11 protein-coding genes are annotated in these 12680 nt (G+C 64.8%); 6 read left to right on the top strand and 5 right to left on the bottom strand.

What is annotated here, in order from left to right; genetic code table 11:
* Positions 1-30: 30 nt before the first annotated feature.
* Positions 31-498, top strand: coding sequence for a 50S ribosomal protein L31 (gene rpmE / locus LB310_RS10890; RefSeq protein WP_087191012.1), 468 nt, complete (start codon positions 31-33; stop codon positions 496-498).
* A gap of 119 nt (positions 499-617) precedes the next feature.
* Here the strand turns inward: rpmE and LB310_RS10885 are convergent, their stop codons facing one another.
* The 4 genes from LB310_RS10885 to LB310_RS10870 all read right to left on the bottom strand — a co-directional run bounded on the left by LB310_RS10885 (position 618) and on the right by LB310_RS10870 (position 5270).
* Positions 618-1757, bottom strand: coding sequence for an ABC transporter substrate-binding protein (locus LB310_RS10885; protein WP_154248886.1), 1140 nt, complete (start codon positions 1755-1757; stop codon positions 618-620).
* Positions 1758-1793: 36 nt separating this feature from the next.
* Positions 1794-2576, bottom strand: coding sequence for an ABC transporter ATP-binding protein (locus LB310_RS10880; RefSeq protein WP_096228157.1), 783 nt, complete (start codon positions 2574-2576; stop codon positions 1794-1796).
* Complete coding sequence (locus tag LB310_RS10875; RefSeq protein WP_301155064.1) at positions 2573-3733, bottom strand: iron ABC transporter permease; 1161 nt, start codon at positions 3731-3733, stop codon at positions 2573-2575. Before LB310_RS10875 ends, LB310_RS10880 begins: the two co-directional genes overlap by 4 nt.
* Positions 3734-4376: 643 nt before the next feature.
* Entirely contained in the window at positions 4377-5270 is an 894-nt protein-coding gene (locus tag LB310_RS10870; RefSeq protein WP_278806207.1) for a DUF364 domain-containing protein, read from the bottom strand.
* 151 nt (positions 5271-5421) lie between these two features.
* Here LB310_RS10870 and LB310_RS10865 point away from each other — a divergent pair, with 151 nt between their 5' ends.
* Entirely contained in the window at positions 5422-6315 is an 894-nt protein-coding gene (locus LB310_RS10865) for a hypothetical protein (protein WP_278806208.1), read from the top strand.
* A gap of 69 nt (positions 6316-6384) precedes the next feature.
* Complete coding sequence (locus tag LB310_RS10860; protein ID WP_278806209.1) at positions 6385-7077, top strand: flavin reductase; 693 nt, start codon at positions 6385-6387, stop codon at positions 7075-7077.
* Positions 7078-7179: 102 nt separating this feature from the next.
* On the opposite strand, the gene LB310_RS10855 is transcribed toward LB310_RS10860, so the two are convergent.
* Complete coding sequence (locus LB310_RS10855; protein ID WP_278806210.1) at positions 7180-8127, bottom strand: LysR family transcriptional regulator; 948 nt, start codon at positions 8125-8127, stop codon at positions 7180-7182.
* 546 nt (positions 8128-8673) lie between these two features.
* On the opposite strand from LB310_RS10855, the gene LB310_RS10850 reads away from it, so the two are divergent.
* From LB310_RS10850 to LB310_RS10840, 3 genes are all read left to right on the top strand, one after another.
* On the top strand, positions 8674-9924 hold the full coding sequence (locus LB310_RS10850) for an MFS transporter (protein WP_278806211.1): 1251 nt from the start codon (positions 8674-8676) through the stop codon (positions 9922-9924).
* A gap of 90 nt (positions 9925-10014) precedes the next feature.
* On the top strand, positions 10015-12231 hold the full coding sequence (locus LB310_RS10845; RefSeq protein WP_278806212.1) for a molybdopterin-dependent oxidoreductase: 2217 nt from the start codon (positions 10015-10017) through the stop codon (positions 12229-12231).
* On the top strand, positions 12231-12569 hold the full coding sequence (locus LB310_RS10840; protein ID WP_087191002.1) for a hypothetical protein: 339 nt from the start codon (positions 12231-12233) through the stop codon (positions 12567-12569). Before LB310_RS10845 ends, LB310_RS10840 begins: the two co-directional genes overlap by 1 nt.
* Positions 12570-12680 lie beyond the last annotated feature (111 nt).

The following is a 12680-nucleotide window of genomic DNA, read 5'->3' as shown; positions in this document are numbered from 1 at the left end:
GGAAACCAAGGCCTGTCTAAGGAGAACCAAATGAAACAGGGAATTCATCCGGAATACGTCGAGTGCACAGTGAAGTGCAGCTGTGGCAACACGTTCACCACCATGTCGACGAAGCCGGAGCTGAAGATCGACATCTGCAACGTGTGCCACCCGTTCTACACCGGCCAGCAGCGCTTCGTTGACACCGGCGGACGCGTGCAGCGCTTCGCCGACAAGTTCGGTGCCGCCAAGGAGACCGTGGCCGAGCGCGAGGCTGCGAAGAAGGCCGCCAAGGCCGCAGCCGTCGCCGAGGCCGAGGCAAAGCGCAAGGCCGAGCGCGAGGCGAAGGCTGCCGAGAAGGCCAAGCGCGCCGAGGAGTTCGCCAAGAAGGCCGAGCGCGACGCCGCCAAGGCCGCCGAGGCCGAGGCTGCCGCCCCTGCCGAGGATGCCACGGCCGAGGAAGTCGCCGCCGTGGATGCCCTCGTGGAGGCTCCGGCCGAGGAGAAGGCCGCCGAGTAGCGCGCAACCGAGATCCGGTACGAAACAGGAACGCCCGGCCATCGGCCGGGCGTTCCTGTTTCGGGGCCCGGCCATCGGCCGGGCGCTTCTGCTTCCGAAGGAGGGAGGAGGGAAGCCGTTTACTTCGCCTGCGCGTGCGCGGCGATCTCGTCGAACTCGGCCTGCGAGAGGTCGTAGCCGTAGAACGTCTTGAAGTAGCCGGCCACGGTGTCGTACATATCGTCATCGTAGTGGTCGGGGTACAGCAGGCGGGGCAGCCACTGCATGCCCAGCACCTGGTTCACGGTCGGGGGGTTGTTGAGCCAGCACCACGGCGCGCCGGGCACCTCGTAGTAGTTGCCGCTCTTCACGGCCGAAAGGTCGGCCCAGGCCGGGTCGCTGCCCACGGTGTCGTAGATGCTGCCCTCCTGGAACAGGATGAGCTCGGGATCCCAGAGGGACACCTGCTCGAGGCTCACCTCGGTGCCGCTGCCGCTGCCCGACACCTTGCCCAGGTCGGCCACGTTGTTCGCCACAAGGTCGACGACCTGGCCCTGGTAGGAGTTCTTCGCGATGGTGTTCGTGCCCGCGTCGCCCAGCAGGTAGGCCACGCGCACGCGCTGGTCCTCGGGAATGCCCGCCATCACGGACACGGTCTCGTCGTAGGCGTTCTTGCAGTAGGCGGACAGCTCCGCGCCGCGGTCCTCCATGCCCAGAAGCTCGCCGAGCATCTCGTAGGCGTCGCCGTAGGTGTCCATGGTGGTCTCGACGAACACGACGGGGATGCCCAGCTGGGTCTGCAGCGTATCGAGGTCCTCCTTGATGCCGTCCTTGGCCTCGCCGGTGTCGATGAGGATCTGCGCGCCGGCCGCGGCCACGGCCTCCTTGTTGAGGTCGCCCTTGGCGCCGAACGCGGCGCCGGTGACGGGCAGGTCGGCGTAGTCGCCGCCCAGGTACTTCGCCTGATCGGCGGTGAGTTCCTGCGAGAGCGTGACCAGCTTGTCGGGGGCCATCGTCAGCAGGACCTGCGTGGCGGTGTGGCCGGCGGGGGCGATGCGGTCGATCTGGGCGGGAACCTCCACCTCGCGCCCGGCCGAGTCGGTGAACGTGCGCGTGGCGCTCTCCGCCGCCTGGTCGTTCTTGGGGGCGTCGCCGCCTGACGCGCCCTCGCTGCCGCCGCCGGAGCAGCCGGCGAACGCGAACGCCAGCCCCAGGCAGAGCGCGCAGGCGGCCAGCAGCCGCACGAGGCGCGTGCGTTTCAAAGTCCTCGTTCCTTCCATGTTCCTTCCTTTCCTTCCGTTCCCTTTTCCTGGAACCTATCGCTGTATCTCGCGTACGGGCACGCAGACGCGCACCTTGTCGCCGTAAAGGGAGTTGACCTCCACGTCCACGCCGTAGATGGTGCTCACCAGCTCGCGCGTGATGACGTCCTTCGGGTCGCCGTGCGCGAAGACGCGGCCCTCGTGGATGACGAGGGTCTGGTCGGCGTAGAGGAACGCCTGGTCGGGCTGGTGCGTGGACTGCACGATGCTCAGGCCCTCTCGGGCCAGCTGCCGCACGCACGACAGCACCCGCACGGTGTTGCCGTAGTCGAGCGCGCTCGTGGGCTCGTCCATGATGATGGTGCGCGCGTTCTGCGCGATAGCGCGTGCGATGAGCACGAGCTGCTGCTCGCCGCCGGAGATCTGCGTGTAGGGGCGGTGGCCCAGGTGCGCGATGCCGATGCGCTCGAGCGCGTTCCACGCCTGGTCCACCTGGCCGCGCTTCGGCGTGCCGAACAGGCCCACGCGGCCGCCGGCGCTCATGAGCACCACGTCGAGCACCTCGTAGTTGTACACGGGGGCGTGCGACTGGGGGATGTAGGCTATCTCGGAGGCGCGGTCGCGGATGGACAGGGCGCGCAGGTCCTTGCCGTTCACCGTGATGCCGCCCTCCCAGTTCCTGTTCAGGCACAGGATGCAGCGGAACAGGGTGGACTTGCCCACGCCGTTCGGACCCAGCACGTTCACCAGCGTGTTGTCGGGGATGGAGAACGTCAGGTCGTGCAGCACCTCGCGGCGCCCGTACGAGAAGCTCAAGTGCTCGACGTCGATGCTCATAGCTGCTTCTTCCTCGTGATGAGGTACAGGAAGAACGGCGCGCCGATAAAGGCGGTGAGGATGCCGATGGGTATCTCGGAGGTGGTGGCAAGGCGTGCCACGTCGTCCACGATGAGCAAGAAGCTGGCACCCATGAGCATGCTGGCCGGCAGGAGCTTGCGGTAGTCGCAGCCGATGACCATGCGGGCGAAATGGGGAATGACGAGGCCCACCCAGCCGATCATGCCCGTGACCGCCACGCTGGCGGCCGTCACGAGGGTGGCCGCGAAGATGACCACGATGCGCACGCGCTGCGCGTTCACGCCCATGGTGGACGCCTCGTCGTCGCCCATGGTGAGGATGTTGATGCGCCACCGAAGGGCGAACAGGATCAGAAGGCCGGCTGCCATAGGCGCTGCGGCCATGGCCAGGTCGGCGGGCTTTGCGCCGGTGAGGCTGCCCATGAGCCAGTAGGTGATGACCGCGAGCTGGTCGGTGGGGTCGGCGATGAGCTTGGTGTAGGACACGGCTGCCTGCAGAAGCGAGCTCATCATCACGCCGGCCAGTACCACCACCATCATATGGTTGCCCTTGGCACGGCTGCTTACCAAGAGCACCAGCAGCACGGTGACGATGGCTGCCGCGAACGCGAACGCGGAGATGCCGAAGGCCCCGAGTCCCAGGAGAATGGCCACGGCCGCGCCGAATGCCGCGCCCTGCGAGGCGCCCAGGATGTCGGGCGACACGAGCGGGTTCTGGAACGTGCCCTGGAACGCCGCGCCGGCGGCCGCGAGCGAGCAGCCCACGAGCAGCGCGAGCGCGATGCGCGGCAGGCGCACCTGGAAGAACAGCGTTTCCTGCTGGGCGGTCCAGAACGGCTCGACGGGCGCTACCAGGTTCGCCAGCATGCCCCCGGCCTCGGCCGGCGTGATGGGAAAGCGGCCGAGCATGAGCGAGGCGAGCGTGGACGCGACCACGAGCACGCCGAGCGCCACGAGGACGATGGCCGCGCGCCGCCGCTGGTTGCGCGAGGCGCACCGGGCTGCGTGGGAATCGTCGCGGGAGGTTTCGCGAGACGCGTCGCACGTGGCGTTGCGGGCGGCATCGTCCGGACGCCGAGGGGGCACCCCCTCGGCGTCCCTGATGCCGGAAGCATCAGGGACGCCCCCATCCCCCATGAAGGTATGCTCAAGAGCCCCGATCGTCCCCGCCCCCTATAGACTGTAATAAGAATAATACCTAAACCAATATATCCTAAAAAATGAATATTATCAATTGGGAACATATAAATCGGGAATTGGAAGACAATGGACAATGGCGAGAGGGGGATCGATGCGAAAGGCGCAATATTTAAAACGCCCGCTCTTACTCCCCCTTTGACGCACAATCGGCGATTAGCGCAATCTGACGACCTTCGCGCGTTGTGGCCCTCGGGGCAGCCGCTCGACGCGCGGGGTATGCGGCGCCGTGGACAAAAAGGGGCAGTTGTCGCTATTCTGGATAAAAGATAATTTAAACACCGGGCCTGCCACCAGGCGTTTCGAAAACGCCGCATTCGCAACCCCTTGATTTTTGCCCAAAATCTATAGACTACCGCGCCTTTTTGTCCCTTACCCTTTCAATCATATATTGAATCGCCGCAGGCATGCGCAAGGAGCTTTGCGCATGCGGCACGACCGCGATCATCGACTATGTGTCAAAGGGGGAGTCGGAACATTCGTTTGAAATAATGAATGAACTTTCCTTTGCTTGGCGGGAGGGTTCGCCGATGGGCGGCCTGCAAGGCCCGGTACGCCCGCGCTGGGAGCGCGCGGGCCCCGCCTACGCCCCTGGCCGGGTGATGGACATCATCTGCAGCGCCTCGCCGAAGAACTGGCCGGCGCCGTTCTGGACAGCGAAGCGGGCCTTGTCGGGGTCGGCCACCACGCTGCCGGCCAGCATCTCCACGTCCCAGTCGAACAGGAACGGCGACATGACCACGCTCGGGCCCACCATGACGGTAGTGCCGTTCTTCGTGAGGTCGAGCAGGCGCGGGGCCGTCTTGTTGATGATGGTGACGCCGGTGATGAACGTGTAGTCGCTTTTCGGCAGCACGTACTCGCAGGCGGGGTCGGGCGTGTCGAGGGCCTGCGTGCAGTTGCGCTCCAGCACGGTGAGGTCAGCGTACTCGGCGATGCGGTCGACGTGCGGGAAATGGCCGACCACGGTGACGCGGGTGCGGCCGTCCCCGCCGCGCGCCTCCCCGGCGGCCTCGATTTGCGGGCGGTACTGCTCGAAGGCGTCGCGCGGCGGCACGCCTCCGCGCGAGCCGCGCTCGGAGCGCTCGACGGGCGGGTCGTACACGGCGCCCAGCGGGTCGAGCAGGGGCTTCTGCGCGTAGTAGGCGTTGAGGGCCGCCACGCCGAGCGTGGCCTCCTCGAAGCACCACGACTTCGCCAGCTCCGCCACGGTGCGCAGCGGCAGGCCGCGCAGGTCCATCGTGTGCTTGCGCTTGGCGCCGCCCTTGCAGGTGAAGCTGATGCCCATGCCGCAGTCCGCCTCCACGTAGGACCAGTGCGTGCCCAAACAGTAGTCGCGGACGACCAGGTCCTCGGGAACGTGCCCTATCAGGTGGTTGTAGAACTTCCACGGCGTGTCGTGGCCGTGCGTGCCGGGGAAGCTGATAACGTCGTTTCCGAGGTTGTTCGCGCAACAGTCTTTCTCGGGGCATCCCATGGTCGTACCGTTCCTCTCTCTCGCGGAGCCGCCGGATGGGCGCCTCCCTCGGGGCCGTTCACGGCGGCCCTATCCGTATCTTCAATAGAGTATAATACAGAGTCGAGGAGAAATAAATGCAGGGCGAGGGCGGCGCGAGGAAGGGGATGCGATGCTGTTCATCTTGACGGGGGACGTGCAGTCGGGTAAGACGCGCTGGCTCGAGCGTCTGGTTGCCGAGCTGGCGGCCGACGGCGTGGAGAGCCGCGGCGTGCTGGCACCCGGCGTGTGGCGCCTGCGCGCTGACGGGGACGATGGCGGCCCGCGTCCGCTCGGATCGGGAGAGGGGGCCTACGAGAAGCTGGGCATCGACAACGTGCTGCTGCCCCAGGGCGAGCGCCTGCGCTTCGCTCGCCGCCGCGACCTGGCCGAACGCGACGGTCAGCTGAACCCGGCCAGCCAGAGCACGGCGGCGCAGCTGGCATGGGAGATACCCGGGGAATCTCTCTCGCGCGTGAACGCGCACTTCGAGATGCTGGCGAAATCAACCCTTCCCGAACGACGGGCATCCGATGGCGCTGCGGTTTCCACGCGCTTCGGTCAACGGGCGCCTGACGCTGCCGCGAATTTTCCACATTCCGAAAAACGGTCGCCGGATGGACAGCTGTTCGAGAAAGCGGCAAATGTTTCATGTAAAACATTTATTCGCGAAGAAGGCGAAGGAGGTGCGGCTGCGCCCGCGGCAGGGGAAAACGCATACGTTCCTGCGGCGGGGAGAACCGTGGCTGCCGCGTGCCCTTGGCTGCTCGTGGTGGACGAGCTCGGGCGCTTGGAGCTGGAGCGCGGATGCGGGCTGACCGCCGCGCTGGACCTGGTGGAACGGGGGCCGGTCCCCGGGTGCCCCCATGCTCTCGTCGTGGTGCGCGCACGGCTGCGCGACCGCGCCGAGGAGCGCTTCGCCGCGGCATGGGGCGGCTGCGAGGCGCTCGCGCCCGGCGACGGCGCGCGCAAGGCCGTCCGCCGCGCGTTCGGCCTTGCTTCCCTTATCGATAACGAGTATCATTAGGTTTCAGAGAGGCATCCGAAGGTCTTATCGCAAGCCGGGCGCGAGCGCGCCGCGGCGGAAAGGCGCACCATGATCGATCAAACCGCGTTCTTCAGCCTGAGCTACGGGCTCTATGTGATCTCGTCGAAGGACGCAGACCGCGCGGCCGGCTGCGTGGCCAACACGTTCCAGCAGGTCACCTCGTCGCCGCTGCAGGTGAGCGTGGCGCTGAACAAGGGGAACGCCACCACCGGCGTCATCCGCGCTGCGGGCCGCTTCTCGGCCACGTGCCTGGCGCAGGATGCGCCCATGGAGCTCATCGGCACGTTCGGCTTCCACTGCAGTGACGACTTGGACAAGTTCGCCGCCTGCGAGCACGCCTTCGACACCGCCGGCCTGCCCTACGTGGCCGAGCATGCGTGCGCGCACTACTCGGCGCGCGTGGTGCAGGAGATCGACCTGGGCACGCATGTCCTGTTCGTGGGCGAGGTGGAGGAGGCCGAGAAGCTGCTTTCCTGCGAGCCCATGACCTATGCCTACTACCACCAGGTGAAGGGCGGCAAGACCCCGCCGAAGGCCTCGAGCTTCCTGCCCGACGCCGTAGGCGCCCCCCTGCCGGCCGACGCCTCTGCCGAGGCGGCCGCCGCCGAACCCGGCCAGCCGAAGATCGCTTGGCGCTGCACCGTGTGCGGCCATATGGAGTACGTCGAAGAGCTGCCCGACGATTACGTGTGCCCTGTGTGCGGCGTGGGAAAGGATATGTTCGAGCGGGTGGAGCTGTAGCGGCTCCGCTAGCAGAATGCCCTCGCAAGGGCGGCTCTGTCGTCGTCGAGCCGCCCTCGTGGGGAGTCCCTCCCTGCGAACCTCATGGTGCCCGCCGGGCGTTCACAGCGTGTACTTGCCAAGATAGTGCCGGTGCTTGTACCTGATGAGCGCGCGAAGTCGTTGGACGTAGCCATACTGGTCGGAGCTCTTCTGAAGGCCCGAGTTCTCGAGCACGCCCACGAAAAACCAGTGAGGCGGGTTCAAATCGAGCGATATGATGCTCTCGGTATCCTTGCGAACCGATTGGGTGAACGTGTCGCTGAAGGTAACCGCCTTGGAGTTTCGCACCAGGGAGTTGATGCGCTCGATGTTGGTGCTATGCAGGATGATCGTCGGTGCCTTGCGGCCGGGTCCTTGGAAAGCGCGCTTGACGAATTTGTTGAGGACCGGCTCGTTGAAGTAGGCAAGCGACAGGTCCGACATCTGCTGTGGCGTGATCTCGCCGTCGGGGAACTTCGCGACCAGGCTTTTCGGCGCCTTGACGGTTATCCGCATGGAGAGGAACGGGGTGAAGGTGAGGTAGGGGAATGCGTCGAGTTCCGCAACGTCCTCTTGGAGGATGTTGACCAGGCCGAAGTTGGTTTCCCCGCACTCGATGGCCGCGATGATCTCGTTGAGCTCGCATTCGCTGACGGAGCAGTTGTCCAGGCCGTGCTCGCCCAGCTCCCCGTCGAGCAGGTTGAAGATAGCGTTGCATACGTACGAGGTTGCGAACACGTTCACGGTCGTGCTCGTCGCGGAGGGGCCGACCTGCATTTTGAAGAAGCGCTCGCGGGCGCGGTCGCTCTGCCTCACGATCTCCGTCGCGTGCGACTTCAGGATCGAGCCCTCTTCCGTCAACTCGATCCCCCGGCCCTTTTTCCTGAAGAGCACGACTCCCAGCTCGCTTTCGAGCGCGCGCATCGCCTTGCTCAACCCCTGCTGCGAGATGAAGAGGTTGTTGGAAGCTTGCGAGAACGATCTGCATTCGGCGATTTCCAAGAAGTACTCGAGGACCTCGATGCGCATACCTATCCCCTTACTTTGGCTTATGGCATCTTGAAAGCGTTGGGTGCGTTGGGCTCGGGCAAGTCCATTGTACCGGGTATAGCCGAATATTCAAACGACATTAGGTTGGGGCAAGAAGATACGAAAAGTTGTCGAAAATCTTATACCATCGCATTGACGAGGCTCATGATCTGGTATTAAGCGATTCTTCCTCCTGTTTCTGCCTTCCTCGCAGCCGCCTGAAACGGAAACCTTCGGTTTGCCTGCCGGGCGAGCGAACCCTGTTGGATTGTTCCGCCCGAAGTCCGTACAATCATTGCCATCGACCGAAGCGAAAGCCGATCCGGCCCCGTTCACCGGGCCGGCGGTTATGAACGAAGAGCCCCTCAACGCGAAAAAGAGAACCCGTCAAGCGGGTCGGCTTCGCACACTCTTTTTCCGGGCTTCCGGCGCAGCGTTCCCGGTATCGCCGATCAACGGGGACCGAGGCCGGTTCAAGGCGCTTCGGCTTGGGGACGGGGCATTGCGCCCCTCGGATGCACGAGCAAGGAAGGGGATGAATTCACTATGGGCTACAGCAAGGGGAAGAGGGTCTCCGCGGCGGTTGGCGTGACCCTTGTTTTGGCGAGCGCCTCGGGAGGGACGTCCGTCATGAACGCGATCGTGCCGTTTCTGCTCGAGGGCATGCAGGTCAACCTCACGACCTTCATGATAGGCCCCACGGTGGCAACGATACTCTCGTTCGCCATGAGCGCGATAGGGGTCAAGATCATCGACATCATCAGCCCGAAGTGGTGCATGCTGATCGGCTCGGTATGCAGCGCGCTCACCATGTACATGGTGGGGACCGCGACGTCGTTCGTCTTCTGGATCATTGCGAACGTCCTGAACGGCATCGTTCTCGCATTCGCCACGTATGCGGCGGCGGGTGGGGTTATCGCGGTATTCTACGGCGAGAATACGCAGAAGGCGTTCGGCGTTGTAGGAGGAATGACGGCCCTGCTCGTGGCCGCCTGGATGGCCGCCACCTCGGGCCTGCTCCACATCATGCCGTACTCCCAGCTCTTCACGGTATACGCCGTCGGCATCGTCGTGGTCGGCGTCTTCTGCAACCTCGTGCTCATCGGCAAGGTTCCCCGCCGCAAGGCCACGCTGAAGGCGCAGCCCGCCGCTGGAGCGGAGCAGGGTGACGCTGCCTCACAGGATCTCCCCGGATACACGTTCGGCGAGACTTTGAAGAAGGGCGCCTCCATCTACTTCTTCCTCATTGCGATGTTCCTCGTTGCGTGGTGCGCGTCGGGCATCACCTCGTATGCGAGCGTCTACTACACCTCGTTCGGAATGGCGGCCACCACGGCTGCGGCGATGCTCAGCCTGTACTCGTTCGCCGCGGCGTTCCTCAAGCTCGCCTCCGGCTTCATTTTGAAGAGAATCGGTGCGAAGGCCATGAGCATCGTAATCTACCTCGGGTTTGCGGCGGGTATCGTGTGCCTGCTCGTCTGGAGCCAGACGCAGCTGTTCCCGCTTGCGATCGTCGGCATCGTGCTCTGCGCATTCATATCGTACGCAACGATGATCCCCGGGCTGTTCGTGCCCGACCTGTACGGCATGAAGGACTACACAGGCATCAACTCGGCCGGCGTCGCCGGATACTACGCGGGCGCCGTCACCGTGCTGTTCGGCCTGTCGATCGTCATCGGCTTCCTCGGCTACTTCAACGCCTTCGTCGTGCTGGCAATCGCGGCGCTGGTGACGATGGCCTTCATGCTCGCAGCGGTTGCAACCAGCCCGATGAGGGGCATGAAGGGGAAGGAGTGATGCGCAGGGCGGTTTCATGAAGGGGGACGGCCGCGGGCGGGCATCCGAAACCGCGCGCCCGCGAAAAGCAAAGGAACGGAAGGAGAGGAAATGGCGCTGAAGAAAACGCGAACCATGTGCACGACGTGCCACGCACGCTGCGGCGTCCTGGTCTACTCGGACGAGGACAACCGTATCGTCAAGATCGAGGGCGACCCCGATAACGTCAAGTCTAAGGGCGTGATCTGCGGCTCGGGCATGTCCGAGCGCGAGATCCACAACAACCTGGAGGGTCGCCTGCTCTATCCCATGAAGCGCGTCGACTGGGACCCGAAGGGCGAGCGCAACCCCGAGAACCGCGGCAAGAGCGAGTTCGAGCGCATCAGCTGGGATGAGGCCATGGACATCATCGCCGACGAGTGCCTGCGCATCAAGGAGGAGTACGGCCCCGAGGCCATCATCACCGGCCAGGGCACGGGCCGTGTGGCGAACCATTGGCACTGCCGCCTGAACTCGTCGCTCGGCCTGGAGGGCTGGAGCCTCGTGCCCACGCACGTGTGCCTCATGCCGCACATCCTGCCGAACGCGTTCACGCTGGGTGTGTTCAGCTCGGCGGCCGGCGACATGCGCAACGCCCACTGCGCCGTGCTCTGGGGTCAGAACCCCGCCATGGAGACCGCCTGGTGCAAGGAGGTGTTCAAGAACCAGGCCGCCGGCATCACGAAGCTCATCGTCATCGACGTGCGCTTCCAGGATATGTCTAAGCACGCGGACGTGGCCCTGCAGCCCCGTCCCGGCACCGATGCCGCCCTCGCGCTGGCGTTCATGCACGAGATCATCGAGCATGGGTGGTACGACCCCGAGTTCATCGAGAACTGGACGTACGGCTTCGACGAGCTGGCCGAGCGCGTGAAGGACTGGACCCCCGAACGGGCTGCCGAGATCTGCCAGGTGGATGCTGACGACATCCGCCTGGCCGCGGAGTACATGGGCAACTGGGGTCCGGTGGGCATGTGCATAGGCCTCGGGCCCGGGTGCATGCACACCAACGCCATCCAGAACGGCCGCGCCATCGCCTGCCTCCAGGGCATGCTCGGCTACCTGGACGTGAAGGGCGGCATCCCCGTGCCCTTGTCGTTCTCCGTCATGCTCGACGACAAGATCACCCTCTGGGATTCCCAGAAGGACCCCGGACGGCCCGAGCTGTTCACGTTCGGCGGCGAGGAGCACCCGCTGTACAAGTCCTTCGGCCGGTCCAACGACCCGCATGCGGTGTTCAACGCCATCATCACGGGCGAGCCGCGACCGGTCAAAGCATACATCGCCATCGCGAACGACCCGCTCCTGTGCTACGAGAACACCAACCTCACGTACCGGGCCATGACCTCGCCGAACCTCGATTTCGTGTGCGTGAAGGACTTCTATATGTCGCCTACGGCCAAGATCGCCGACCTCGTGCTTCCCTCGGCCGACTGGTCGGAGCGCTACTCCTACGACGAGGAGCTCGACGGCAACTTCCTGTTCACGTTCGACAAGGCCGTGGACGCGCCGGGGGAGTGCTGGTGCGACTGGCAGTTCTTCCTCGAATGGGGCAAGCGCATCGACCCCGACAACTGGTGGTGGAACGACGTCCAGGAGATGGTGCTGTGGCGCATGAGGGAGTTCTACGGCTTCGATCTGACTTGGGACGAGTTCCAGTCAGAGAAGTACCGCTCCACCGAGCCCGGCGGCAAGCAGGGCGAGGTTGTGGAGAAGAAGTACGAGAAGGGCCTGCTGCGCCCCGACGGCTCTCTGGGATTCCCGACCCCGTCCGGCCGCATCGAGTTCTGGTGCGAGTCGCTCGCGGCGTTCGGCTACGACCCGCTCCCCGACTTCGAGGAGCCGGCCGAGTCGCCCGTTTCCACGCCGGAGCTGGCAAAGGAGTACCCGCTGGTCGTGGTCACCGGCATCCGCATCTACTCCTTCTTCCACTCGGCTTGGACGAACACTCCCGCCCAGCGCAAGATGTACCCGGACCCGTTCGTCATGATCCACCCCAACGATGCCCGGAAGTACGGCATTACCGACGGGGAGTGGGTGACCGTCGAATCCCGGGTGGGGCATATGATCTCGAAGGCCTACGTCACACGCGAGATCAAGGAGGGCGTGGTCGGCGTGCCGCGCCCCGGTTGGCGCGACGAGTGCAAGGAGCTCGGCCTTCCCGGATACGGCTGGGACAAGGCGAACGGCAACGTGCTGATCCCCTCGACCCCTGCGGAGCCCGGCTACGGTGCTACCCCCATGCGCTCCTCGCTTGTCAAAATCTATCCTGGAAGGGGTGACCTGTAATGAAGAAGCGCGTGAACGGGGAGGGCATCGCCCTTCTCCATGACCTCGACGACTGCACCGGCTGCTTCGGCTGCGAGGCCGCTTGCCGGGAAACCTGGCGCTATCCCTACGACGAGGATTGGATGCGCGTAATACGACGCACTCCTTTCGTGGTCGATGGAAAGCTGCGCACCTACCATGTGGTGGCTCCCGTGCTCGACAAATGCGCCGCCTGCTACGCGAAGGATCCCAATCCGCTGTGCGTGACCGGATGTCCCGGCCAAGCTCTGAGGATCGGGCCGCTTGCCGAGATCGTCAGGGAGGCCGAAGACCGCCACTGCAACATCTACACGGCGTAGGCCTTCCTCGTCGATCGCATGCGCGTCGACGATCGCCGCCGCCCGTCCGAGGGGCGGACGGCGGAAGATAGAGCGGACGGGCGTGAAGGGGTGTGCTCTAAGAGCGTCGCG

Source organism: Gordonibacter sp. RACS_AR49, from assembly GCF_030418435.1.
Lineage (GTDB): Bacteria > Actinomycetota > Coriobacteriia > Coriobacteriales > Eggerthellaceae > Gordonibacter > Gordonibacter urolithinfaciens.
This window is presented reverse-complemented; position numbering and strand designations above follow the sequence as displayed.

Coding starts and splice junctions, on each gene's coding strand:
- LB310_RS10840 (WP_087191002.1), top strand. CDS start 12,231: ATGAAGAAGCGCGTGAACGGGGAGGGCATCGCCCTTCTCCATGACCTC.
- LB310_RS10860 (WP_278806209.1), top strand. CDS start 6,385: ATGATCGATCAAACCGCGTTCTTCAGCCTGAGCTACGGGCTCTATGTG.
- LB310_RS10845 (WP_278806212.1), top strand. CDS start 10,015: ATGGCGCTGAAGAAAACGCGAACCATGTGCACGACGTGCCACGCACGC.
- LB310_RS10865 (WP_278806208.1), top strand. CDS start 5,422: ATGCTGTTCATCTTGACGGGGGACGTGCAGTCGGGTAAGACGCGCTGG.
- LB310_RS10880 (WP_096228157.1), bottom strand. CDS start 2,576: ATGAGCATCGACGTCGAGCACTTGAGCTTCTCGTACGGGCGCCGCGAG.
- LB310_RS10850 (WP_278806211.1), top strand. CDS start 8,674: ATGGGCTACAGCAAGGGGAAGAGGGTCTCCGCGGCGGTTGGCGTGACC.
- LB310_RS10875 (WP_301155064.1), bottom strand. CDS start 3,733: ATGGGGGATGGGGGCGTCCCTGATGCTTCCGGCATCAGGGACGCCGAG.
- LB310_RS10870 (WP_278806207.1), bottom strand. CDS start 5,270: ATGGGATGCCCCGAGAAAGACTGTTGCGCGAACAACCTCGGAAACGAC.
- LB310_RS10885 (WP_154248886.1), bottom strand. CDS start 1,757: ATGGAAGGAACGAGGACTTTGAAACGCACGCGCCTCGTGCGGCTGCTG.
- LB310_RS10855 (WP_278806210.1), bottom strand. CDS start 8,127: ATGCGCATCGAGGTCCTCGAGTACTTCTTGGAAATCGCCGAATGCAGA.
- rpmE (WP_087191012.1), top strand. CDS start 31: ATGAAACAGGGAATTCATCCGGAATACGTCGAGTGCACAGTGAAGTGC.